Source organism: Actinophytocola sp. KF-1, from assembly GCF_054661535.1.
Map to the genome: position 1 here is coordinate 627,733 of NZ_BAAFVK010000001.1, position 22,571 is coordinate 650,303.

Sequence of the window (22,571 nt, forward strand, 5' to 3'; positions counted from 1 at the left end):
CCCGGTGGCGGTATGAAACTCGGCCTGCCGGCCATCCTCCACCTGGTCGTCCTCGGCCTCGCGGCGATCAACTTCTTCGTCGGGTTCGCGGACGCCTGGGACGGTGGCGACAGCGGGTTCTTCTCCAACGGTTCGACGATCCCCGCGCTGTTCCTGCTCGGCGGCCTGTTCTCGCTGCCCGCGGTGCTGCCGGGCGACAGCAAGAAGCCGGGCCTCGCGCCCGCCGCGTTCTCCGTCGCCGCGATGCTGACGGTCCTGTTCTTCGTGTTCTCCACGGACCCGGACGTCGGCACCGGCACGATCCTGATGTTGGTCTTCGGCATCCTGCAGGCGGGCGCCGCGGTCGCCGCGTACCTGTTCGACGCGGGCATCGTCAAGACGCCGCAGCCGAACCCGTACGGCCACGGCCAGCCCGGTGGCGGGTTCCCGCCGTCCGGCCAGTTCCCGGCGCCGCCGCCGCAGCAGCCCGGCCAGTTCGGTGCGCCTCCCGGTCAGCAGACCACGTTCGCGCCGCAGCAGGGCCAGTTCGGTCAGCCCGGTCAGCAGCCGGGTCAGCCCGGCACCCCGCCGGGTGGTTACCCGCAGCAGGGCTGAGCCAAGACATTCCCTCGATGGGGTGGTCGCCGACCGGCGGCCACCCCATCGTCGTGTGCGGGCCTGTCACCTGATCCGGTATCGGCGGCGTGGCTCACCCATCCGGCCTAGTCCACATGCGACAGTGGCGGCATGGCCCCCGACCTCGACGAACCGGATGAGCCGGGTGCGGCCACCAACCTGCCCGCCGAAGCCGAGGCTGCCGTTGTGCCGACGCTGACCAGGATCCGCGTCCTGGTGCTGGCCGCGCTCGGCCCGCTCCTCGCCGGCTACCTGGCGATCGCGGCACTGCTCGCGCTGGTCACCGGCATCGCCACGAACGCGCGGTTGGCGGCCGGTGGCGTGCTCGACGCGGCGCTGCCGAGCTGGCTCGCCGCGCACCAGGTGCCGGTGCGGATCATCGGGCTGGAACTGGGTGTGCTGCCGCTGCTGCCGACCATCGGCGTCGCCGCGATCACCGCGCGGACCGCCGCCGCCGCGGCGGTCCGGCTGGACCTGCGCAGACCCGGCCAGGCGGGCAAGCTGGTCGCGCTCATCGCGGCGGCACACGGGATCGCGGGCATGCTGGTCGCCGGGCTGTCGTCCCGCGGGGACGTCACCGCGGACCCGCTCTCCGCGCTGTACTACCCGGCAGTGGTGTCCGCGCTGGCCGCCACGGCCGGGGTGGCACGTCGCTGCGGGCTGCTGGACGCGATCGTCCTGCGCACCGACGAGGTCGCCGTCGCCGGTCTCCGCGCGGGTGCGCTCGCGGTCGTGCTGCTGCTCGCCGCGGGCGGCGCGCTGCTGACGTTCGGCCTGCTGACCTCCATCTCGACGGCCCGCGACCTGTTCCCGATGGGCGCGGGCAACGCGATCGGCATGCTGCTGCTGTCGATCGGCTACCTGCCGAACGCGATGATCGCCGCCACGGCCTTCCTGGCGGGCCCGGGGTTCTCGATCGGCGCGGTCGCCGTGTCCCCGCTGGAGTTCGACGGCGGACCGGTGCCCGCGTTGCCGCTGCTCGCGGCACTGCCCGAGAGCGCGGCGGCGTGGTGGCCCGCGTTGTTCGCACTGCCGCTGGCGGTGGGGGTCGCGGTGGGCAGGCGCCTGCGCGACGTCGACGAGGACCCGGTGGCCCGGCTGCGGGCGGTCGCCGTGGCGTCGGGTGTGGTGGCGGTGGCGTTCGTGGTGCTGGGCGGCAGCGCGGGCGGCCACCTGGGCCGGGGCCCGTTCGACCCGGTGAGCATGCACGCGGCCGCGTTGTCCGTCGCCCTGGTGCTGTGGACCGTCGTCCCGGCCGCGGTGACAGTCTGGTTCGGCGGCCCGCGCCCGGCCGCGGAACGCCTGCCGGGCCTGCTCGACGACCCGGAACCCGTGGCGGACGAGGACGCCGAGCCCGCCGGTGAGCAGCCCGAGCCGGCGGAAGCCGCCGCCGACGAGCCCGACGTGGACGCGGACGAGGAGGACGAGGAACCGGACGAGGACGCGGAGACCCCCGCCGAACTGCCCGGTCCCCGCGACGCGGTCGAGGAGTCCGGCGAGGCCGCGCGCGACTGACGGCCGTCAGTCGCCCGGGAGCGGGAACGGCGGCGGGCCGGTGATCGTGCAGCCGAGCGGCTCGAGCAGTTCCCGCAACCGGGCGGCCGCTGCCTGCGTCATGGGCCCCGGCACCGGCAGGTCACCGTCGAACGGCTGCGCCAGCAGGACACCCGAGTCCCGGAAGAAGCTCTCGAACCCGGCCGGCGTGATCAGCGTGTAGAAGTGCGCGGACGCCGACGCGATCCGGAAGGCGTGCTGCCTGCCCGCGGGCAGGTGGATCAGCGAGCCGGCCTCGACCAGCGTCGTCCGCCCCTCGCACCAGCCCTCCAGCGCGCCGTCGAGCACGATGAACGTCTCGGCCTCGCGGGTGTGGACGTGCTGCGGGGTCATCGCACCGAGCGCGGCACGCTCCTCCACGAGCGAGAACGCCCCGCCCGTGTCCGCGCCGGCCAGCACGATGCGGCAGAGCATGTCGACGTGGTTGTAGACGGGGGCGTCGCCCGGGGCGAGCACCGCGGTGCCGAGTGTTGTCATGGCGCCGAGCATGATGGCTACCGTCCGTGCGCGACCATCCCCGGAACCGGGGATTCGGCTTACCCTTGCCGGATGACGACCGCGCACGTCGACGCCCTGGCACAACGGCTGCGGACCGCCGTCGGCCGCGCGAGCGGCGCCGACCCGGCCGCCACGGCGGCGCACGTGCTGGACGCCCTGCTGGCCGCGGTGCCGGGTGCGTCCGCAGGCGCGTTGCTGCTGATGAACCCGCACACCGGCCTGTTCTGGACGGGCGCGGTCACCGGGCTCCCGGCGGCGAGCTGCCACCCGTTCTTCGACGTCGAGCTGTCCGCCGACGCCGACAGCTTCCGGCGCATGGCCACCACCAGGGCACGCGCCCGCGCCCTGCGCCTCCGGGGCACGAACCCGGCGTTGCTCGAACGGGTCGCCGAGCCGTTCGGGTTCACCGACGAGGTGCGTGCCGTGCTGCCGGACGGGGCGGTGACCTGGGGCGGGGTGTCGCTGTGGCGGGCGGAGGGCACGTTCACGGCCGACGACGAGGCCCTGCTCGACTCGGTCGCCGCCACGGCCGGGACGGTGCTGCGCGGCAGCGTCGTCGCGGCCCTGGACAGCGGTGTCGCGGGGGCGGCCACCCGCGGGATGCTGCTCGTCGAGGACGGCCGGGTCGTCGAGGCCAGGCTCGACGGTCTCGGCCTGGGACACGAGCTGGCGGACACCGACTTCCGCGAGTACCGGCACGTCGACCACCTGGCGGTGCTCGCGACGGCCGACCCGGGGTTCTCGACGGTCATCCGCACGGCCGACGGCCGGTGGGTCGCCGCGCACGGCATCGAGCTGGCGCCCGGCCGGGTCGCGGTCACGCTCACCGCCGCCACCCCCGCCGAGCTGCTCGGCGCCCGGGTCGCCGGATCGGGTCTGTCCGCCCGCGAGATCGAGGTGACCAGGCTGCTGTGCCGCGGCCTGTCGGACGCCGAGATCGCGGCGCAGCTGTTCCTCTCCCCGCACACCGTGCACGACCACGTCCGCGCGATCCGCGGCAAGCTCGGCGTCCGCAGCCGGGCGGCGGTCGTGTCGCTGGTGTTCACCGACGCCTACTTCGACGCGTTCCTGGCCACCGCGGCGATCCGCCACACCGGTTAGGGCAGCTGCGCGAGCTGCCGGATGTCGAACGCGATGCTGTTCAGCGGCACGGTCGTGCCGTTGTCCGCGAAGAAGTTCCACAGCTCCAGCGCGTGGTAGAGCCGGTACAGCTCGATCCGCGCCGGCCCGCTCGACGGCAGCGGCCCGTACCCCGCCAGCAGCCCCGCGTACTTGGCGGGCGACCGGGTCAGCTCGTACTGGACGGTCTTCGCGAGGTCCATCATCGGGTCGGCGGAGATCGCGTTCTCCACGTCGATGAACCCGGTCAGCCGCCACCCGTCCCCGTCGGGTTCGACGAGCACGTTGCCTTCGTGCAGGTCGTTGTGGCACAGCACGGCACCCGTGCACAGCCCGAACAGGCCCGCGCGCTCCGCGACCCGGGCGCGGGCCAGCTCGTACGTCCCGGGATCGCCGCCCAGCTCGCGGAAGCGGTCGAGCGTCGTGCGGAACTGCCTGGTCATGTAGGCCGTGTTGTGCGGCTCAGGATCCACGATCTCGGTCGTCACGTACCCGTACTCCGGCTGCGCCAGCTCGTGCATCGCCCGCAGGAGCGCACCGATCTGCCGGTACACGTCGTGGTGGCACGCCGGCGGCACCGCCGCCTCCGACAGCGGCGTCCCCGGCACCAGCGTCATGGTCGTGACCCCGGCGTCGTGGTCGACGTCGACCACCGCCGGCACGCCGGGCACGTCCGCCAGCAGTCCGTAGACGTGCACCTCTTTGGCCTGCTTCCACTGCCACCCGTCGGCGTAGCGCTTGCGGATCAGCTGCTCGCCCGGCACGCGCTCGGTGATGTGCACCACGGAAACCTAACGTCCCCCGGACGCGCCGGGCGACCGGTTTAGAGCGGCGATCACGGGCCGCCTAAGCTGCGACTATGACTGGGAGCCACCGCTGAGCGAGCTCATCTCGGTGAGACCGGACGTGCCCGCGCGGCTCGTCGTGCTGGTCTCCGGTTCCGGCACCCTCCTGCAGGCCGTGCTCGACGCGGCCGACCTCCCCGTGCGCGTGGTCGCGGTCGGCGCCGACCGGCCGGGCATCGAGGGGCTGGCACGCGCGGAGCGCGCGGGTGTGCCGGGTTTCGTGGTGCGGCTGAAGGACCACCCGGACCGCACCGCGTGGGACCGCGCGCTGACCAAGGCGGTCGCCGCCTACGAGCCGGACCTGGTCGTGTCGGCCGGGTTCATGAAGATCCTGGGGCCGGAGTTCCTCGCCGCGTTCGGCGGCCGGGTGATCAACACCCACCCCGCGCTGTTGCCCGCCTTCCCGGGCGCGCACGCGGTCGCCGACGCCGTCGCGTACGGCGTGCGGGTCACCGGCTGCACGGTGCACCTCGTCGACGACGGTGTGGACACCGGCCCGATCGTCGCGCAGGAGGCGGTGAGCGTGACGCCGGGCGAGGACGTCGGCGCGCTGCACGAGCGCATCAAGGTTGTCGAGCGTCGGCTGCTGGTCGACGTGATCGCATTGCTGACCCGGCAGGGGTACACGGTGCACGGACGAAAGGTGAGCATCCCGTGACTGACGAGCGGCGCCCGGTTCGCCGGGCCCTCATCGGGGTTTCGGACAAGGCGGGTCTGCTGGAGCTGGCCACGGGCCTGCACGCGGCGGGCGTGGAGATCGTGTCGACCGGCGGCACGGCGAAGGTGATCGCGGACGCTGGGGTGCCGGTGACGCCGGTCGAGCAGGTGACCGGGTTCCCCGAGTCGCTCGACGGCCGGGTGAAGACGCTGCACCCGCGCGTGCACGCCGGTCTGCTCGCGGACCTGCGCAAGCCGGAGCACGTGGCGCAGCTGAAGGACCTGGGCATCGAGCCGTTCGACCTGCTGGTGGTGAACCTGTACCCGTTCGCGCAGACCGTGGCGTCGGGCGCGTCGCCGGACGAGTGCGTCGAGCAGATCGACATCGGCGGTCCGGCGATGGTGCGGGCGGCGGCGAAGAACCACGCGAGCGTGGCCGTGGTCGTGGACCCGGCCCGGTACGACTGGGTGCTGGAGTCGGTGCGCGGCGGCGGTTTCACGCTCGCCGACCGGCAGGGCCTCGCCGCCGACGCGTACCGCCACACCGCCACCTACGACATCGCGGTGGCGTCGTGGATGGGGTCGGTGCTGGCGCCGTCGGACGACATCTTCCCGTCGTGGGTCGGCGCGAGCTGGGAGCGGCGCGCCGTGCTGCGGTACGGCGAGAACCCGCACCAGAAGGCGGCGCTGTACGCCTCCGGCCGCCCGGGGCTCGCGACCGCGGACCAGTTGCACGGCAAGGAGATGTCGTACAACAACTACCTCGACTCCGACGCCGCGTGGCGCGCCGCCTACGACCACGACCTGCCGTGCGTCGCGATCATCAAGCACAACAACCCGTGCGGCATCGCGGTGTCCACTTCGGACATCGCGGAGGCGCACCGCAAGGCGCACGCGTGCGACCCGGTGTCCGCCTACGGCGGCGTGATCGCCGCGAACCGCGAGGTGTCCGTCGAGATGGCGGAGCAGGTGGCGGAGGTGTTCACCGAGGTCGTCGTCGCCCCGTCCTATGCGGACGGTGCGGTGGAGGTGCTGTCGCGCAAGAAGAACATCCGGATCCTGGTCGCCGAGGCGCCCTCCCGCGGCGGCGCCGAGTTCCGGCCGGTGTCCGGCGGACTGCTGATGCAGCAGCAGGACATCATCGACGCGCCCGGCGACGACCCGGCGAAGTGGACCCTCGCCACCGGCGCCCCGGTCGACGACGCCACGCTGGCCGACCTGGCGTTCGCGTGGCGCACCTGCCGCGCGGTCAAGTCGAACGCGATCGTGCTGGCTGCCGACGGCGCGACCGTCGGTGTCGGCATGGGCCAGGTCAACCGCGTCGACGCGGCGAAGCTCGCGGTCGAGCGGGCCGGTGACCGGGCACGCGGGTCGGTGGCCGCGTCGGACGCGTTCTTCCCGTTCCCGGACGGGCCGGAACTGCTGATGGAGGCCGGGATCAAGGCGATCGTGCAGCCGGGCGGCTCGGTGCGCGACGCCGAGGTGATCGCCGCCGCGGAGGCGGCCGGCGTGCCGGTGTACCTGACGGGCACCCGCCACTTCGCCCACTGAGCGAGTTGTAGCGGCGCGGCGTACGGGAGCGACTGACGGCTATGTGTTGTCGTCGTTGTTGCCGGGCCTTCGCGAGGTCCGGACGCCGCTGACGTGCGGCTACGTGTGGTTGGTCGCCGTGTGGCTGGTCGTGGGTGCCGAGATCCCGGCGGAAAGGCCGTCGTCGCGGGCGTTGGCCCTGCTGTGGGATCTCGGTGCGCACGTCGGCAAGGTCGGCGTGCTCACCGTGGTGTCGTTCGCGGCCTTCCTGGTCGGCGCCTTCCTGGAAATCGATCCCTTGCGGCTGTGGCGCCGGGGCGGTAGACCGGAATGGCTCAACAAGGTCCGGAACGTGCTCCGCAAAGGTTGGCTCGCCAACGTGGGGGTGGGTCCGGTGTCCAGCCAGGCATGGCGTGATCTCGAGGAGTTCACGACCGACGCCAACCTCGCCGACCACGAGAACGTGGACATCGACGTGCCGTCCCGCATCATGCGCGAGGAGCGACAGCTGGCGACCCGGTTGCAGGCGACGAGTGCGGAACTGTTCAACCGGTACGACCGGCTGCTGGCCGAGAGTTCGTTCCGCGTCAACGTGGCATTGCCGCTCGTCGTCCTCTTCCTGGTCGTGATCAATGACGCGCGGTTGCCCTTCCTGGTCGGCGCGGCCCTGGGGATGCTGGTTCTCGTGCTGGGGTTTCTCCTCTTCCGCCAAGGGGTGACGCGGGCCATCCAGTCCAGGGACGTCATCGTCCAAGCTGTGGTCACCGAGCTGGTCACGCCGCGTTTCCTGGCGAACCCGGCCACGCCGGACCGCCCAGTCGCGGACTAGGACAGCGCGTCGCGGCGTAGGTTCTGGGGCATGGGCGATCTTGGCGACGTGTTCGACGCGGGGCAGGACGAGTTCGCGGTGCTCGGGCCGGTGCTCTGGGACCCGATCGGGGCGGCGACCGTCGCCGAGGCCGCGCCGCGGGCCGGGGAGCGGGTGCTCGACGTCTGCTGTGGGGCCGGCGCCTCCGCGATCCCCGCCGCGCGGGCGGTGGGACCCGACGGGCACGTCGACGCGATCGACCTGGCCGAGCGGTTGCTCGAGCAGGGCCGGGCGAACGCGCGTGACCTGCCGCAGCTGACCTTCACCCACGCCGACGCCACGCGGTGGGACACCACCGGCTACGACGTCGTCCAGTGCGTCTTCGGGGTCTTCTTCCTGCCCGACATGGACGCCGCCGCCGCGCGGTTGGCGGGGCTTGCCAAGCCGGGCGGCCGGTTCGTCGTCACGACCTGGGGTGAGCACGCCATCCGGCCCGTGCCCGAGATCCTCGGCGACGCTGTCGTGGCCGAGGGTGGTGCGCCGCAGGCCAGTCCGGGCCGCGGGCCCGGGGAACGGATCAACACGCCGGAGAAGCTCCGCAACTGGCTCACCGGGCTCGGGTTGCGCGATGTCCGCGTTGTCACTTTCGAGCACAACATGCCGCTCGACGACACCACTTCCTGGGCGATTGTCATGGGTTCCGCGATGCGGATGCGCCTGAGCGGCCTAACGGAAAGCGTCCTTCCGAAGGTGCGTGCCCGCTTCGTGGATCTCCTGCGCGCCCGTAAGGTGGACCGCATGAACGCCGTTTCGCTCATCGGGATGGGCCGAACGGCGGAGTAATCGGGTTTTCACTCACATCTCCACAAATCCGCCGCCGGTGATTGTCACGACGATCAGAAAAACCGGCGGATTGTTGCCTGCCAGAAGTGCCGTGGTTAGCGTACTCGCCAGTAGATAAGCGGCCTTGGCACCAATGGAGGTGTGTGTTGGGAGTCGAGGTCGTGGTCGAGGGCCTCTCCAAGTCGTTCGGGCACCAGCGGATCTGGCACGACGTCACGCTGACGCTGCCCGCGGGCGAGGTGAGCGTCATGCTCGGCCCGTCCGGCACCGGGAAATCCGTCTTCCTGAAGTGCCTGATCGGGTTGCTCAAACCCGATCAGGGCCGGATCCTGATCAACGGCGTCGACCTGGTCAGGTGTTCCGAGCACCAGCTCTACGAAAGCCGCAAGCTTTTCGGGGTGCTGTTCCAGGACGGCGCGCTGTTCGGTTCCATGAACCTCTACGACAACATCGCCTTCCCGCTGCGCGAGCACACGAAGAAAAGCGAGACCGAAATCAAGGGCATCGTCCTCGGCAAGATGGACATGGTCGGCCTCGCGGGCGCGGAGAAGAAGCTGCCCGGGGAGATCTCCGGCGGTATGCGCAAACGGGCGGGGCTCGCCCGCGCGCTCGTGCTGGACCCGGAGATCATCCTGGTCGACGAGCCGGACTCGGGCCTCGACCCGGTCCGCACCTCCTACATCTCCCAGTTGCTCATCGACCTCAACGCGCAGGTCGACGCCACGATCATGATCGTCTCGCACAACATCAACCTCGCGCGGACGGTGCCGGACAACATCGGCATGCTGTTCCGCCGCGAACTCGTCATGTTCGGCCCCCGCGAGGTGCTGCTCACGAGCGAGGAGCCCGCGGTCAAGCAGTTCCTCAACGGCTCGCGCATCGGCCCGATCGGCATGTCCGAGGAGAAGGACGAGGCCACCATGGCCGCCGAGCAGGCGCACGTCGACGCGGGGCACCACGACGGCGGCACCGAGGACGTCCGCGGCGTGGTGCCGCAGCTGCAGCCGACGCCGGGCCTGCCGTACCGGGAGGCGGTGCGCCGCCGCAAGGACCGCGTCATGCGCATCATCCACACGCTGCCGCCCGCCGCGCGGCACGGCATCGTGTCCAGCCTGGACGCCGAGGACCGGCTCCGCTACGGCATCGGGGCACCGACGAGATGACCACGAGGAACACCTTCCCGGGCGCCGCCGCGATGCGGGAGACCGGCAGGCTCTACGCGCTCGGGCTCGACGTCGTCCGCTGCGTCCCCAAGCGGCCGTTCCAGTTCCGCGAGTTCATCGGCCAGTTCTGGTTCATCGCGAGCGTCTCGCTGCTGCCCGCGGCGCTCGTGTCGATCCCGTTCGGCGCGGTCATCGCGCTGCACCTCGGGTCGCTGACCCAGCAGATCGGCGCGCAGTCGTTCACCGGCGCGGCCAGCGTGCTCGCGATCATCCAGCAGGCCAGCCCGGTCGTCACCGCGCTGCTCATCGCGGGCGCGGGCGGCAGCGCCATGTGCGCCGACCTCGGCTCCCGCACCATCCGCGAGGAGATCGACGCGATGGAGGTGCTGGGCGTCAACCCCGTCCAGCGCCTGATCGTGCCGCGCGTGCTCGCCGCGATGGGCGTCGCCGCGTTCCTCAACGGGCTCGTGTCCGTGGTCGGCGTGCTCGGCGGCTACTTCTTCAACGTGGTCATGCAGGGCGGCACGCCGGGCGCCTACCTGGCGAGCTTCTCCGCGCTGGCGCAGCTGCCGGACCTGTGGATCTCCGAGATCAAGGCCGTGATCTTCGGGTTCGTCGCCGGCGTGGTCGCGTCCTACCGCGGCCTCAACCCGGGGCGGGGCCCGAAGGGCGTCGGGGACGCGGTCAACCAGTCCGTGGTGATCACGTTCCTGCTCCTGTTCCTGCTCAACCTCATCCTCACGACGCTGTACCTGCAGGTCGTGCCGCCGAAGGGGGCGTGATGGCGCTCCTCGACGACCGACCGTCGACGCGGAACCGGCTGGTGACCGCGGTCGACCGGCGGTTCACGTTCCTCGACGTCCTCGGCGACCAGATCTTCTTCTTCCTCAAGGCGATCGCGTGGATCCCGCGTGCCATCAGCCGCTACGGCAGGGAGATCGTGCGGCTGATGGCCGAGGTCAGCTTCGGCTCCGGCGCGCTCGCGGTCATCGGCGGCACGATCGGCGTGATGGTCGGCATGACCGCGTTCACCGGCGTGGTCGTCGGCCTGCAGGGCTACTCGGCGCTCAACCAGGTCGGCACGCCCGCGCTCGCCGGCTTCATCTCCGCGTACTTCAACACCCGCGAGATCGCGCCGCTGGTCGCGGGCATCGCCCTGTCGGCCACGGTCGGCTGCGGGTTCACCGCGCAGCTGGGCGCCATGCGGATCTCCGAGGAGATCGACGCGCTCGAGGTCATGGGCGTGCCGAGCATCCCGTACCTCGTCACCACGCGGATCATCGCCGGGTTCCTCGCGATCATCCCGCTGTACGCGATCGGCCTGCTGACCTCCTACATCGCCTCCAGACAGGTGACGATCTGGTTCTTCGGCCAGTCCGCGGGCACCTACGACCACTACTTCCACCTGTTCCTGCCGCCGATCGACGTGCTCTACTCGTTCGGCAAGGTGCTGGTGTTCAGCGTGGTCGTGGTGCTCGCGCACTGCTACTACGGCTTCCGCGCCACCGGTGGGCCCGCGGGCGTTGGCGTCGCGGTCGGGCGTTCCGTGCGCACGTCACTGGTCGCGGTCAACGTGATCGACCTGTTCCTGAGCCTCGCGCTGTGGGGCGCCACCACGACGGTGCAGGTGGCGGGATGAGGTCCAAGCTCGTCAGGAGATCGGCGGGGATCGCGTTCCTGCTCGTCATGGCCGTGCTCGCCTGGCTGTCCGTGCAGGTGTACCAGGAGGAGTTCTCCGGCGACGTGCTCGTGACGCTCGAGGCGGACCGGATCGGCAACCAGCTCAACAAGGCGTCGGAGGTCAAGGCGCGCGGGGTGGTCGTCGGCGACGTGCGGGCGGTGCACGCGGGGCAGGACGGCGCACGGGTCGAGCTGGCCATGAAACCCGAGGCCCTGGCGCAGATCCCGAAGGACGTCACCGCGCTGCTCATCCCGAAGACGTTGTTCGGCGAGCGGTACGTGCAACTGTCCATCCCGGACGGTTCGGACGCGCGCCCGCTCGCCGAGGGGGACGTGATCCGCCAGGACCGGTCAGCGAACGCGATCGAGCTGGAGCGGGTGTTCGACGACCTGATGCCGGTGCTGAAGGCGGTGCAGCCGGAGAAGCTCGCCACCACGCTCACGGCGATCTCGACGGCGCTGGAGGGACGCGGCGAGGAGCTGGGCCGCGCCATGACCAGCACCGCCGCGTACCTGGAGGAGTTCAACCCGAACCTGCCGACGCTCACCGCGGACCTGCGCGCCCTCGCGGAGGTCAGCGAGCTGTACGGCGACATCGCGCCCGACCTGCTCGACTCGCTCACCGACTCGTCGGTCACCCTCAACACGGTCGCCGACCAGCGGGTGCCGCTGACCGACCTGTACGCGCAGGTCACGCGGTCCGCGCAGGACGTGACGGTGTTCCTGCGCAACAACTCCGGCAACCTGATCCGGCTGGCGGCGGCGAGCCGGGGCCCGCTGGAGGTCGCGGCGCGGTACTCGCCGAGCTTCCCGTGCACGCTCCGCGCGCTGACCGAGCTGAAGCCGTCGGTCGACAAGTTGCTCCGCGGCGGTGGCCTGCACGTCGACCTGAAGATCACCGAGGACCGGGGCAAGTACGTGCCCGGCCGCGACGACCCGGTGTTCGACGCGACGGGCGGCCCCCGCTGCTACCCGAGCGGGGTGGCGCCCCGCCAGGGCACGGCCGTGGCGCCCGCCGTCGACACGACGTACCCGCTGCTCGACGACGGCGAGGGCGACCTCGGTATCGCGAACTCGCCGCAGGAACAGGAGCTGATCGGCACGCTGCTGGCACCCGCGGTCGGCGAGGTGCCCAGCTGGTCGAGCGTGCTCGTCGGCCCGCTCTACCGGGGCACGGAGGTGACGCTGCGATGAGGAACCTGGCCGCCCCGCTGACCAAGGCACTGGTCTTCGTGCTGGTCACCGGCTTCGCGACGGCGGTGCTCGCGCTGTCGATCGGCAACGGGAGCGTCCGCGACACCCTGACCTACTCGGCCCGGTTCACCGACGTCACGTCGCTGAACCCGGGTGACGACGTGCGCATCAACGGGGTGCGCGTCGGGCAGGTCGACAGCCTGTCCGTCGTGGACGGTCACCTCGCGCTCGTGGAGTTCTCGGTGGAGAAGTCCAAGCCGCTGCCCGCGGACGTCACCGCGACCATCAAGTACCGCAACATGGTCGGCCAGCGGTACATCGCGCTCGCGCGCGGCGAGCGGCTGTCCTCGGCGCTGCTCGCGGAGGGCGACGAGATCCCGCTCGACCGCACCCGGCCCGCGCTCGACCTGACCGACCTGTTCAACGGGTTCAAACCGCTGTTCCAGGCGCTGTCCCCCGAGGACGTCAACGAGCTGTCCGGGGAGATCGTGCAGGTGCTGCAGGGGGAGGGCGGCACGGTCGACTCGCTGCTCGCCCACACCGGCTCGCTCACCACCACGCTCGCCGACCGCGACAAGGTCATCGGCGACGTGATCACGAACCTGAACTCGGTGCTCGCCAACATCAACGGCCAGGGCGACGCGCTGTCCACACTGGTCGGCACGCTGCAGCGGCTGGTGTCGGGCCTCGCCGGGGACCGGGCCGCGATCGGGGACGCGATCGGCGGTCTCGCCGACCTGACCACGGCCACCGCGGGCCTGCTCGAACAGGCCCGCCAACCGCTCAAGCAGAGCATCTCCGGGCTCGGGATGCTCGCGTCCAACCTGGTCAGCGGCCAGGACGCGCTCGAGCAGTTCCTCGTCGCGACCCCGGAGAAGTTCGAGGCGGTCGGCCGCACCGCGTCGTACGGGTCCTGGATCAACTTCTACCTGTGCGAGGCGATCCCCATCGGGCACGAGGCGAACAGCTACCACAGCGCCGCGCAGAGGTGTGACTCGTGACGAAGTCCTTCCGGGAACGCAGACCGGGGCCGATCGGTGTGATCGGCACCGCGGCGCTGCTCGCGATCACCGCGCTCGTCTACTTCTGGCCCGACCTGCCCGGCATCAACGGCACCACCTACGAGGCCGAGTTCTCCGAGGCCGCGGGGCTGCGGCCGGACGACGAGGTGCGCGTCGCCGGCATCAAGGTCGGCGAGGTCACCGACGTCGAACTGGACAGCGACAGCGGCGACCGGGTGCTGGTCACCTTCCGCGTCGAGGACGCGTGGGTCGGCGACCGCACCACCGCCGCCATCAAGATCAAGACGTTGCTGGGCCGCAAGTTCCTCGCCCTGCACCCCACCGGCGACCACGAGCAGGACCCGGACACGCGGATCGGCCTCGACCGCACGGTCACGCCCTACGACGTGACGCAGGCGTTCGAGGGCCTCGCCGACACCGCGGGCGCCATCGACACCGCCCAGCTCGCCGAGAGCTTCCGCACCATCTCCGACACGTTCGCGGACTCCCCGGCGCACGTCCGGTCCGCGCTGGACGGTCTGACCTCGTTGTCCCGCACCATCTCCTCCCGCGACGACCAGCTCGCCGAGCTGCTCGCCAACACCCGGCAGATCACCACGACGCTGGCGGGCACGAACGAGGAGTTCGACAAGCTGCTCGACGACGGCGAGCTGCTGCTGACCGAGCTGTCGAACCGCCGCGAGGCCATCCACGAGCTGCTGACCGGCACCAACGACCTCGCGGCGCAGCTGTCCGGGGTGGTCGCCGACAACGCCGAGCAGCTGTCCGGCGCGCTGGCGCAGCTCGAGATCGTCACCGACGTGCTCACCAAGTACAGCGGGCAGCTCGACCGCAGCCTGAAGCTCGCGGGCCCGTACTTCCGGGTGGTCACCAACGCGACCGGCAGCGGCCGGTGGATCGACACGTACGTGTGCGGCCTGGTCCCGCAGAACCGGGAACCCTGTACCCCGCCCCGCCTGCCGCAGAGGGGGCCACGGTGAACGGAGCTCGCGGAGCGATCCGCTGCCACGCAGCCGGTGAGGTGGCGTCGTGAACGACACGAGGGCGCGTCGTCGCGCCGGCAGGCTCGTCGCGCTGGTCACGGTGCTGGCCGTGGTCGCCGCGGGTGCGTTGTGGTGGATCTTCGGCGGCGACGGCCAGAAGCGGATCACCGCGTACTTCTCCCGCGCGGTCGGCGTGTACGCGGGCTCCGACGTGCAGGTGCTGGGGGTCCGGGTCGGCGCGGTCGAGTCGGTGACCCCGCGCGGGAACCGGGTCGAGGTCGTGTTCACCCTGGACGACGAGGTCGGGGTGGCGCCGGGCACGAAGGCCGTCGTGGTCGCGCCGAGCGTCGTGTCCGACCGGTACGTGCAGCTCACGGACCTCTCCCGCGGCGGCCCGGTGATCGCCGACGGTGCGGTGATCCCCGAGTCCCGCACCGCGACCCCGGTCGAGCTGGACGAGCTGTACGAGAGCCTGGACACCCTGGTCTCCGCGCTGGGACCGGACGGGGCGAACTCCGACGGCGCGCTGTCGGAGCTGCTCGACACGGGCGCGGCGAACCTCGAGGGCAACGGGGAGGCGTTCAACGAGAGCGTCCGCAACTTCGCCGAGGCCGCGCGCACGCTGTCCGGTTCGGCGGGCGACCTGTTCGGCACGGTCGACGAGCTGCAGAAGTTCACGTCGATGCTCGCCGCCAACGACGACAAGGTGCGCGGCGTGAACACCCAGCTCGACCAGGTGTGGCGCACGCTGTCCGCCGACCGGGACGAGCTGAGCGGCGCGCTGCGCACGCTCGCGTCGGCGCTCGCCGACATCCAGGCGTTCATCCGCGACAACCGCACCGCCATCAAGTCCAACGTGGACAAGCTGGCGCGGACGACGCAGCAGCTGGTGGACAACCGCGCGTCGGTCGCGGAGGCGCTCGACCTGGCCCCGATCGCCGCCACGAACGCGCTGAACGCGTTCGACCCGGCGACCGGCACGCTGCAGAGCCGCGGGCTCCTCCTCGAGTACCTGGCCGACCCGGACGCGCCCGCCGTGCCGCTGCCGATCACCGACGGCGTACCGCTGGAGGGAGCGCGATGAGGCGTCTTGTCGCCGCCTGCGCCGCGGTTCTCGCGCTCGCCGGGTGCACGGCGAGCGGCAGCGGCGGCATCTACGACGTGCCGTTGCCCGGCGGTGCGGACCTCGGCGACCACCCGTACCGGGTCACCGTCGAGTTCGCCGACGTGCTCGACCTCGTGCCGCAGGCCGCCGTGAAGGTCAACGACGTGGTCGTCGGCCGGGTCGAGTCGATCGAGCTGGGCGGCGCGGACCGGTGGACGCCGCAGGTCGTGGTGGCCGTGAACGGGGACGTGGAGTTGCCTGCCGACGCGCGGGCGAGCCTGCGCCAGTCCAGCCTCCTCGGTGAGAAGTTCGTGGAGCTGTCGGCACCCGAGGACAGCGCGAGCGGGAAGAAACTGGCGGACGGCGCGGTGATCACCGCCGACCGCACCAACCGGCACACCGAGGTCGAGGAGGTCTTCGGCGCGCTGTCGCTGCTGCTCAACGGTGGTGGCATCGGCCAGCTGCGGACCATCAACCAGGAGCTGAGCACGGCGCTGTCCGGCAACGAACCGGAGATCAAGGCCTTCTTGTCCAATGTGGATGAACTGGTGACGAACCTCGACGCGCACCGCGGCGACATCACCGCCGCGCTCGACGGGCTCAACCACCTCTCGACCACGCTGGCGAACCGCGACGAGCAGATCCGCGGCGCGCTCACCGACCTCACGCCGGGCCTGCGGGCACTGACCGAGCAGCGCAGCGCGCTCGTCACGATGCTGCAGTCGCTCGACACGCTCTCGGACGTCGCGGTCGACACGATCAACCGCAGCCGCGACGACATGGTCGCCGACCTGAAGGCACTCGCGCCGATCCTGAAGCAGCTCGCCGCGGCGGAGCAGAACCTGCCGCAGGCGCTGGAGATCCTGCCGACGTTCCCGTTCACCGACTCGGTGCTGGACGCGACGAAGGGCGACTACATCAACATCTTCCTGCGGATCCCGGTCGACCCGGCCTTCCCGGAACCGCTGCCACCCCTGCCGATCCCGGAAGGGGGCAGCTGATGCTCACCAGGACGGTCCGGCTGCAGGTCATCGCGTTCGTGGTGCTCGCGCTCGCCGCGGTCGCGTTCGTCGGCGCCAACTACGCCGGGCTCGACCGGCTGTTCGGCGGCGGCACCTACACGGTGCGGCTGCAGCTCGACGACGGCGGTGGTCTGTTCACCAACAGCGAGGTCACCTACCGCGGGGTCGCGATCGGCCGGGTCGGCGAGCTGCGCCTGACCGACGACGGCATGGAGGCCGACCTGCTCCTGGACTCCGACGCCCCGCAGGTCCCGGTCGACGCGCGGGCCGTGGTGGCCAACCGGTCCGCGATCGGTGAGCAGTACGTCGACCTGCAGCCGAGGGGCGACGGCGGGCCGTACCTGGCGGACGGGTCGGTGATCCGCAAGGAGTCGACGACCGTGCCCATGCCGGTCACCACGTTGCTCGGCAACCTGTCCGGCTTCACCGAGTCGGTGCCGACCGAGTCGCTGCGGGTGGTCGTCGACGAGTTGTACACCGCGTTGCACGACACCGGCCCGAGCCTGTCGGTGCTGCTCGACTCCACCATGTCGTTCACCGACGAGGCCCGCGCGCACCTGCCGCAGACCACGATGCTGATCGACGACGGCGCGACGGTGCTGAAGACGCAGCTCGACTCGTCGGCCGCCTGGCGGTCGTTCGCGAGCAACGCCAAGCTGTTCGCGAACGAGCTGGCGAACGCGGACGGCGACCTGCGGGAGCTGATCGGCGCCGCGCCCGCCGCCGCGACCCAGCTGTCGGCGCTGTTGAACGACACGAACCCCGGTCTGTCGGTGCTGGTGGCGAACCTGGTGACCACGTCGGAGATCTTCGAGACGCGGGTCGCTGGCATGCGGCAGCTGTTCGTGAACGTGCCGAAGGCGGTCGCCGCCACGTCCACGGCGATCCGGCCGAACCGCGCGAACCTGTCGATCGTCCTGAACTTCACCGACCCGCTGCCGTGCGTGGCCGGGTACGACACGCGCTACCGCCAGGGCGAGCAGACGACGCCGCTGCCGTTCGACACCAGCACCGCGTGCACGCTCCCGCACGGCGATCCGCGGCTGGTGCGCGGCGCGCAGAACGTGCCGCGCGGTGGCGTGCCGGTGCCCGCGGTGCCCGGTGGCGGCGCGGGCATGCCGGGCCCGCTCGGCGCCGACGTGCCCGGCCCGCTCGGCGCGCCGGACCTGGCGGTGGTTTCCGACCTGGAGGAGTTGCTGTGGCCCGGGAAGTGAAGGTGATGCTCGGCGTCGTCGTGCTGGCGCTCGCGTTCGCCGGGTGGGCGGGGTTCACGTGGTGGCAGGCGTCCCGCGACGACTCGCTCGCCTACACCACCGCGCGCGACGAGGTGCTCGCCGCGGGCCGCACGCAGGTCGCGACGCTGACCACGCTGGACTACCACGACGTGGACGCCGGCATCGACAAGTGGCTCGCGGTGTCCACCGGCGGCCTGCGCGACGAGCTGGCCGCCACCGACGCCGCGACCCGCAAGCAGCTCGCGGCGAACGCGACCGTCGCGACCGGACGGGTGCTCGACGCCGCCGTCAGCGAGCTGGACACGCGGACGGGTGCGGCGAAGCTGCTGGTGGCGGTGGAGATCTCGACCGCGAAGGACGGCGCGCCGCCGACCGCGAAACGCAACCGGTTCGTCGCCGGGATGTCGCGTGTGGACGGTGCGTGGAAGCTGTCCGCCCTCGACCAGGTGCCGTTGGGAGAGCGATGACCACTAAGCTGGACGACCCGGACGACGTGGACCTCGACGAGCCGGACGCCGACGACCTCGACGACGACATCGACGACATCGACGACATCGACGGCCGCGACGACGAGGACGCCGAGACCGACCCGCCCGACGAGGACGCCGACCCGCCGGCACCCACGGGGTTCTTCCGGCCGCGGCGGGTCGCGGTGGCGCTCGGGGTGCTGGCCGCGCTCCTGGTGGCCGCGGGCACGTGGGCGCTGGTCGCCGCGAACGGGCTGCGGGACTCCGGCGCCGCCCGGAACAGCGCGCTCGTCGACACCGGGCGCACGGCCGAGGTGAGCGCCGCCGTCAGCAGCGCGCTCAACCAGATCTTCTCCTACTCCTACGACAAGACCGAGGTGACGGAACAGGCCGCGGCCACCGTGCTGCGCGGCGAGGCCCGCGAGGTGTACGACCGGCTCTTCGCCGAGGTCCGCGCCAAGGCGCCCGAGCAGAAGCTCGTGCTCACCTCCCGCGTCGTGTACTCGGCCGTGCAGTCGCTGGACGGCGACCGGGCCCGGCTGCTGGTGTTCCTCGACCAGTCCGCGACCCGCGTCGACACCAACACCACGAACGCCGCCGCCGCGCAGTTGTCGGTAACCGCGAAACGTGTGGGCGACCATTGGGTGATAACCGACATGGCGGCGCGCTGAACTATCCGGGGATGACAATAAAATAGTCGCGGACTGTACGTCCGGAAGAACGGAGAAAAAATGGCTTGATCCTTTATGGAAGGCAATTGTGTTTCCTGTTACCGCCGGGTAACGTCGTTTGTGCGAGGGCTTGCGAAAGCCGAAATTGCCTTCCGTATTAATCGGACGGAAAGGAATGATCGAATGCGTGGACGATTGATCGGCGCTCTGGCCGCTGGCGCGGCCCTGGTCGCCTCCATCGTGATGTCGGCGCCCGCGAACGCCGTGCCGGCGACGTGGTCCGTCTCACCGGGTGGCCCCTTCAGCGGCGCCGCGGGCACCACCGTGCTCAAGGTCCAGGAGACCGGTGTCCAGCTGACCTGCCAGTCGGCGACGGCCGCGGGCACCGCCAAGAGCGGCACCGGCCTGTCCAACCCGCTGGCGACCCTGCCCGCGAACAGCACCAAGTTCAACAACTGCTCCGGTCCGTTCGGCCTGACCTTCGGCGTCACCCACGTCGGCACGTGGAACCTGAACGGCTCCTCCTACGCCGCGCCGGTCACCACCGGCACGATCACCAACGTCAACGCGAACATCAGCGGCCCCGGCTGCGCGGCCAACGTCTCCGGGTCGGTCAACGCGACGTACAACAACACCACCAAGGTGCTCACGATCCAGCCCAACTACGGGCTGATCTTCAACTCCGTGAGCGGCTGCCTCGGCCTGATCTCCGCGGGCCAGCACGCCTCGTTCAGCGGCGCGTTCACCATCACCCCGGGCATGACGGTCACCAGCCCGTAGGGCCGCACGACCACACCGTTCGCCCGGCCGGGGTCCGTCCCGGCCGGGCGAACACCCCGTTTCGACGAGAGGCAGCGGACATGCTCAGCAGGCGGCGGGCGCGGATCGCCGTGCCGGCGATCGTGGCAGCGGGCGCCGCGCTGCTCGGCAGCGTCACCGCACCGGTCCCGGCCGGTGCCCAGGCCGACCAGCCGGTGGACGTCACGCTCGCCTACACCTGCACGCCGCCGGACGCGTCGAGCCAGCCGATGTCCATGACCCTGCGGGCGGGTTTCCCCCTCACGGCCGAGGTCGGCGGCCTGATCCTGCCGACCGACGCGGTGATGTCGCTGTCCGCGCCCGCGGCCGCGTTCGCCGGGCTGCCCGGGGCGGCCACCGTGACGGCGAGCGTCACCATGGAGATGCGGGTGGACCAGCCGTCCGGACCGATGACCGACTACTGGTCCCTGTTCATCGACCCCGCGGTCGCGGTGCCCGCCGAGGGGGACTGGGTCCTCGAGGGGCCCGCCTCCCCGGCGTTCACCTTCCCGACCGAACCGGGCACGCTGTCGTTCACCCCCAGCGCGCTGACCGTGTCCGTCACCGGCTACACCGCGGACGGCGCGCCGACCGAGCCGCCGTCCGTCGACCTGAGCTGCACCCCCGACCAGGAGACCACGATCGCGACGGTCGAGGTGACCGAGCCGCCACTCCCGGAGATCCCGGAGGAGTGCCACGAGTTCGAGGGCGCGGGCCCCGATTACCCCAACCTGTTCTGCTCGTACATGGGGGGCTACGCGAACGTCGCCAAGCTGAACGCCTCGGTGCTGCAGCCGCCCGGCATCCAGAACATCGCGACGACGCAGTTCTCCTTCGAGTGCGCGGAAGGCCCCGGCGTCCTCTGCTTCCGCGCCCGGACCATGCCCGACTACCAGGGGAAGCCGCAGCTGCCGCCCGCGCCGGGGTCGTTCTGGGCGTTCGGGTTCATGCCGGTCACCGGCACCCTGCGGATCACCCAGCCGGAGCCGTCGGACATCTACGCGTACTCGACCTTCGTAATCCCGCCCACCGGTCTCACGACGGTCAAGGTGAAGCTGTCCGCGCGGATCGAGAACACCACCGTCAACGGGGTGCCGCTCGACGTCGGCCCGAACTGCCGCACGGCGGTGCCGATCGACGCCGTGTTCACCGGCGACTACGAGCACTACTCGATCACCAACGGTGGTGTGCTGACCGGCACCATCACCATTCCGCCGTTCAGCGGGTGCGGTGTCGGCGAGGATCTGGACCCCATTATCACCGGTCTCGTTTCCGGGCCGGGGAACTTCGTGAAGCTGACGCAGGGAAACGTGTGCTACTTCCTCAACGGCAGCGGTTTCTGCCCGCCGGACAAACCTGAACCACAGCGCTGAACCCCGTTTTTCCCATTTCGCAGAACACGAGCCGACTGCGAGGTAGTTGTCATGTCATTGAGAAGGTTCGCGGCCGTCGCCGCCGCGTTCGCGACGGCCGCCGCGGTCGTCACCGCCACCGCACCGGCCGCGGCCGCCGCGGCGCCGCCGACGCTCGCCGGGCTGTGGGCGCCGCTCAACCGGTGCCCGGTCGACGCCCCCGCCATGCTGGCCGCGGACGGCATCTCGGTCAGCGCGTCGTGCGTGTCGTCGAGCGCCGCGAGCGGCACGATCAAGCTCGGCAGCACCACCATCACCACCGGCGCCACCGACCTGCAGCTGGGGCTGATCAACACCGAGGGCGTCTACACGACGGTCGCCCCGTCCGGCGGCGCGGTCATCGGCGCCCCGGTCGACATCCCCGGCGGCATCCTCGGGCTCATGTGCCCCAGCAAGATCCCGGTGATCTCCGACATCTGCGAGAAGGTGGTGAACAGTCCGCTCAACCGGGTCACGGCCACCATCGAGTCCGCGGGCGCGCCGAGGGACTTCAACCTCGGCGCGGGTGTGGGCACCGGCACCCCGATCCTGACGCTGCCGGTGAAGATCCGGCTGAGCAACCCGTTCCTCGAGCCGAACTGCTACATCGGCACCAACTCGAACCCGATCCTGCTCAAGCCCGCGAACCTGGCCCAGCCCACCGTGAACGTCGTGGGCTTCAACGCCGACGGTTCACCGAACCCCGCCGGTGAGATGGGCTACCTGTCGCTGACCGCCAGCCAGGGCGACAGCACGTTCGCCGTGCCGGGTGCCAGCGGCTGCGGCCTGTTCGGCCTGCTGTCCGGCGCGGTGAACCTCAAGCAGGGCCTGCCGTCGCCGGCAGGCAAGAACAGCCTGGTGCTGAACAACGCCACGACGAACCTCGGCGGCTTCCAGATCCCGTTCAACTTCGCGCCGAACCAGGGCAGGCAGCTGGCCGACCGCTGGCACGCGGCCGTCATCGGCTGACCGCTGCTCGACGGACCCCTTCCCCACGCTGCGCGTGCGGAAGGGGTCTTTCAAGTGCTCAGGTGAGAGCGCAGAGCGTTCCGCACACCGGGCAGAAGGCGCTCTTGGCCGTGGACACCACGTAGACGCCGCAGCCCGGGCAGGTGCCCTGCTCGTGGTTGGCGGGCTCAGGGCCGAAGCCCCCGTCGTAGTAGTCACGGTCCGGCCAGGCGACCGCCTCTACGAACAGCTCGCCCGGCAGTCGGGAGATCTCGGCGAGGACCAGCGTGGCGTCATGGTCCGTGTGCGCGGGCAGCACCCGGCGAAGGACGTCCATCAACTCGGGAAGGCTCAGGCGGAGTAGCTCCTGTGCGAGGGATGCGCGCTCCCCGTCGGTTGTCACGGCACCATCATCGACATGCC

The 22,571-nt window shown here is 71.1% G+C and carries 24 protein-coding genes; 21 read left to right on the forward strand and 3 right to left on the reverse strand.

The features are described from left to right. The first annotated feature begins 12 nt into the window (after positions 1-12). On the forward strand, positions 13-594 hold the full coding sequence (locus tag ACYQ77_RS03115; protein ID WP_459707167.1) for a DUF5336 domain-containing protein: 582 nt from the start codon (positions 13-15) through the stop codon (positions 592-594). 132 nt (positions 595-726) lie between these two features. Further along, positions 727-2,130: a cell division protein PerM gene (locus ACYQ77_RS03120; RefSeq protein WP_459707168.1), complete on the forward strand. Its 1,404-nt coding sequence runs from the start codon at positions 727-729 to the stop codon at positions 2,128-2,130. Positions 2,131-2,136: 6 nt separating this feature from the next. On the opposite strand, the gene ACYQ77_RS03125 is transcribed toward ACYQ77_RS03120, so the two are convergent. Beyond that, a complete protein-coding gene (locus tag ACYQ77_RS03125) occupies positions 2,137-2,646 on the reverse strand; it encodes a cupin domain-containing protein (RefSeq protein WP_459707170.1) in 510 nt (169 codons plus the stop codon). A gap of 72 nt (positions 2,647-2,718) precedes the next feature. Here ACYQ77_RS03125 and ACYQ77_RS03130 point away from each other — a divergent pair, with 72 nt between their 5' ends. Further along, on the forward strand, positions 2,719-3,768 hold the full coding sequence (locus tag ACYQ77_RS03130) for a response regulator transcription factor (protein ID WP_459707172.1): 1,050 nt from the start codon (positions 2,719-2,721) through the stop codon (positions 3,766-3,768). Here ACYQ77_RS03130 and ACYQ77_RS03135 read toward each other — a convergent pair. Beyond that, positions 3,765-4,568, reverse strand: a complete 804-nt coding sequence (locus ACYQ77_RS03135; RefSeq protein ID WP_459707174.1) for a phosphotransferase family protein — start codon at positions 4,566-4,568, stop codon at positions 3,765-3,767. The genes ACYQ77_RS03130 and ACYQ77_RS03135 overlap by 4 nt on opposite strands. Before the next feature lie 112 nt (positions 4,569-4,680). On the opposite strand from ACYQ77_RS03135, the gene purN reads away from it, so the two are divergent. The 18 genes from purN to ACYQ77_RS03225 all read left to right on the forward strand — a co-directional run bounded on the left by purN (position 4,681) and on the right by ACYQ77_RS03225 (position 22,169). Next, positions 4,681-5,289 (forward strand): phosphoribosylglycinamide formyltransferase, encoded by a 609-nt coding sequence (purN, locus tag ACYQ77_RS03140; protein ID WP_459707176.1) that lies wholly within the window; start codon positions 4,681-4,683, stop codon positions 5,287-5,289. Next, a complete protein-coding gene (purH, locus tag ACYQ77_RS03145; protein ID WP_459707177.1) occupies positions 5,286-6,839 on the forward strand; it encodes a bifunctional phosphoribosylaminoimidazolecarboxamide formyltransferase/IMP cyclohydrolase in 1,554 nt (517 codons plus the stop codon). Before purN ends, purH begins: the two co-directional genes overlap by 4 nt. Positions 6,840-7,056: 217 nt before the next feature. Further along, the gene (locus ACYQ77_RS03150; protein WP_459707179.1) at positions 7,057-7,647 is read left to right on the forward strand and encodes a hypothetical protein; all 591 of its coding nucleotides are present in this window, start codon (positions 7,057-7,059) and stop codon (positions 7,645-7,647) included. A 30-nt stretch (positions 7,648-7,677) separates the two neighbouring features. Beyond that, positions 7,678-8,469, forward strand: a complete 792-nt coding sequence (locus ACYQ77_RS03155) for a class I SAM-dependent methyltransferase (protein WP_459707181.1) — start codon at positions 7,678-7,680, stop codon at positions 8,467-8,469. Positions 8,470-8,615: 146 nt separating this feature from the next. Next, positions 8,616-9,632 (forward strand): ABC transporter ATP-binding protein, encoded by a 1,017-nt coding sequence (locus ACYQ77_RS03160; RefSeq protein WP_459708125.1) that lies wholly within the window; start codon positions 8,616-8,618, stop codon positions 9,630-9,632. Continuing rightward, positions 9,629-10,414: an MlaE family ABC transporter permease gene (locus tag ACYQ77_RS03165; RefSeq protein ID WP_459707184.1), complete on the forward strand. Its 786-nt coding sequence runs from the start codon at positions 9,629-9,631 to the stop codon at positions 10,412-10,414. Before ACYQ77_RS03160 ends, ACYQ77_RS03165 begins: the two co-directional genes overlap by 4 nt. Then, positions 10,414-11,271 carry an MlaE family ABC transporter permease gene (locus ACYQ77_RS03170; protein ID WP_459707186.1) on the forward strand — a complete coding sequence of 286 codons (858 nt, stop codon included), beginning with the start codon at positions 10,414-10,416 and terminating at the stop codon, positions 11,269-11,271. Before ACYQ77_RS03165 ends, ACYQ77_RS03170 begins: the two co-directional genes overlap by 1 nt. Then, the gene (locus tag ACYQ77_RS03175; protein WP_459707189.1) at positions 11,268-12,506 is read left to right on the forward strand and encodes an MCE family protein; all 1,239 of its coding nucleotides are present in this window, start codon (positions 11,268-11,270) and stop codon (positions 12,504-12,506) included. The genes ACYQ77_RS03170 and ACYQ77_RS03175 overlap by 4 nt, the downstream gene beginning before the upstream one ends. Next, positions 12,503-13,507 carry an MCE family protein gene (locus ACYQ77_RS03180; protein ID WP_459707192.1) on the forward strand — a complete coding sequence of 335 codons (1,005 nt, stop codon included), beginning with the start codon at positions 12,503-12,505 and terminating at the stop codon, positions 13,505-13,507. The genes ACYQ77_RS03175 and ACYQ77_RS03180 overlap by 4 nt, the downstream gene beginning before the upstream one ends. Beyond that, positions 13,504-14,508, forward strand: a complete 1,005-nt coding sequence (locus ACYQ77_RS03185) for an MCE family protein (RefSeq protein WP_459707195.1) — start codon at positions 13,504-13,506, stop codon at positions 14,506-14,508. The genes ACYQ77_RS03180 and ACYQ77_RS03185 overlap by 4 nt, the downstream gene beginning before the upstream one ends. 49 nt (positions 14,509-14,557) lie before the next feature. After that, a complete protein-coding gene (locus ACYQ77_RS03190; RefSeq protein ID WP_459707198.1) occupies positions 14,558-15,595 on the forward strand; it encodes an MCE family protein in 1,038 nt (345 codons plus the stop codon). Beyond that, the gene (locus tag ACYQ77_RS03195) at positions 15,592-16,617 is read left to right on the forward strand and encodes an MCE family protein (RefSeq protein ID WP_459707200.1); all 1,026 of its coding nucleotides are present in this window, start codon (positions 15,592-15,594) and stop codon (positions 16,615-16,617) included. The genes ACYQ77_RS03190 and ACYQ77_RS03195 overlap by 4 nt, the downstream gene beginning before the upstream one ends. After that, positions 16,617-17,852 carry an MCE family protein gene (locus tag ACYQ77_RS03200; RefSeq protein ID WP_459707203.1) on the forward strand — a complete coding sequence of 412 codons (1,236 nt, stop codon included), beginning with the start codon at positions 16,617-16,619 and terminating at the stop codon, positions 17,850-17,852. The genes ACYQ77_RS03195 and ACYQ77_RS03200 overlap by 1 nt, the downstream gene beginning before the upstream one ends. Beyond that, positions 17,837-18,340 carry a hypothetical protein gene (locus ACYQ77_RS03205; RefSeq protein ID WP_459707206.1) on the forward strand — a complete coding sequence of 168 codons (504 nt, stop codon included), beginning with the start codon at positions 17,837-17,839 and terminating at the stop codon, positions 18,338-18,340. Before ACYQ77_RS03200 ends, ACYQ77_RS03205 begins: the two co-directional genes overlap by 16 nt. Further along, complete coding sequence (locus ACYQ77_RS03210; protein ID WP_459707208.1) at positions 18,337-19,011, forward strand: hypothetical protein; 675 nt, start codon at positions 18,337-18,339, stop codon at positions 19,009-19,011. Before ACYQ77_RS03205 ends, ACYQ77_RS03210 begins: the two co-directional genes overlap by 4 nt. A gap of 183 nt (positions 19,012-19,194) precedes the next feature. Continuing rightward, a complete protein-coding gene (locus tag ACYQ77_RS03215) occupies positions 19,195-19,791 on the forward strand; it encodes a hypothetical protein (protein WP_459707210.1) in 597 nt (198 codons plus the stop codon). 80 nt (positions 19,792-19,871) lie between these two features. Continuing rightward, positions 19,872-21,182: a DUF6801 domain-containing protein gene (locus tag ACYQ77_RS03220; protein WP_459707213.1), complete on the forward strand. Its 1,311-nt coding sequence runs from the start codon at positions 19,872-19,874 to the stop codon at positions 21,180-21,182. A gap of 51 nt (positions 21,183-21,233) precedes the next feature. Beyond that, positions 21,234-22,169: a hypothetical protein gene (locus ACYQ77_RS03225; protein WP_459707216.1), complete on the forward strand. Its 936-nt coding sequence runs from the start codon at positions 21,234-21,236 to the stop codon at positions 22,167-22,169. Between the two features lie 58 nt (positions 22,170-22,227). Here ACYQ77_RS03225 and ACYQ77_RS03230 read toward each other — a convergent pair whose 3' ends face one another. After that, positions 22,228-22,485, reverse strand: coding sequence for a hypothetical protein (locus ACYQ77_RS03230; RefSeq protein ID WP_459707218.1), 258 nt, complete (start codon positions 22,483-22,485; stop codon positions 22,228-22,230). Between the last annotated feature and the right edge of the window lie 86 nt (positions 22,486-22,571).

Bases quoted from the DNA above. Each gene is read 5' to 3' on its own strand.
- ACYQ77_RS03230 (WP_459707218.1), bottom strand. From the start codon at position 22,485: ATGGACGTCCTTCGCCGGGTGCTGCCCGCGCACACGGACCATGACGCC.
- ACYQ77_RS03210 (WP_459707208.1), top strand. From the start codon at position 18,337: ATGACCACTAAGCTGGACGACCCGGACGACGTGGACCTCGACGAGCCG.
- ACYQ77_RS03220 (WP_459707213.1), top strand. From the start codon at position 19,872: ATGCTCAGCAGGCGGCGGGCGCGGATCGCCGTGCCGGCGATCGTGGCA.
- ACYQ77_RS03225 (WP_459707216.1), top strand. From the start codon at position 21,234: ATGTCATTGAGAAGGTTCGCGGCCGTCGCCGCCGCGTTCGCGACGGCC.
- ACYQ77_RS03195 (WP_459707200.1), top strand. From the start codon at position 15,592: ATGAGGCGTCTTGTCGCCGCCTGCGCCGCGGTTCTCGCGCTCGCCGGG.
- ACYQ77_RS03120 (WP_459707168.1), top strand. From the start codon at position 727: ATGGCCCCCGACCTCGACGAACCGGATGAGCCGGGTGCGGCCACCAAC.
- ACYQ77_RS03215 (WP_459707210.1), top strand. From the start codon at position 19,195: ATGCGTGGACGATTGATCGGCGCTCTGGCCGCTGGCGCGGCCCTGGTC.
- ACYQ77_RS03200 (WP_459707203.1), top strand. From the start codon at position 16,617: ATGCTCACCAGGACGGTCCGGCTGCAGGTCATCGCGTTCGTGGTGCTC.
- ACYQ77_RS03170 (WP_459707186.1), top strand. From the start codon at position 10,414: ATGGCGCTCCTCGACGACCGACCGTCGACGCGGAACCGGCTGGTGACC.
- ACYQ77_RS03115 (WP_459707167.1), top strand. From the start codon at position 13: ATGAAACTCGGCCTGCCGGCCATCCTCCACCTGGTCGTCCTCGGCCTC.
- ACYQ77_RS03165 (WP_459707184.1), top strand. From the start codon at position 9,629: ATGACCACGAGGAACACCTTCCCGGGCGCCGCCGCGATGCGGGAGACC.
- ACYQ77_RS03180 (WP_459707192.1), top strand. From the start codon at position 12,503: ATGAGGAACCTGGCCGCCCCGCTGACCAAGGCACTGGTCTTCGTGCTG.
- ACYQ77_RS03175 (WP_459707189.1), top strand. From the start codon at position 11,268: ATGAGGTCCAAGCTCGTCAGGAGATCGGCGGGGATCGCGTTCCTGCTC.
- ACYQ77_RS03125 (WP_459707170.1), bottom strand. From the start codon at position 2,646: ATGACAACACTCGGCACCGCGGTGCTCGCCCCGGGCGACGCCCCCGTC.
- ACYQ77_RS03155 (WP_459707181.1), top strand. From the start codon at position 7,678: ATGGGCGATCTTGGCGACGTGTTCGACGCGGGGCAGGACGAGTTCGCG.
- ACYQ77_RS03130 (WP_459707172.1), top strand. From the start codon at position 2,719: ATGACGACCGCGCACGTCGACGCCCTGGCACAACGGCTGCGGACCGCC.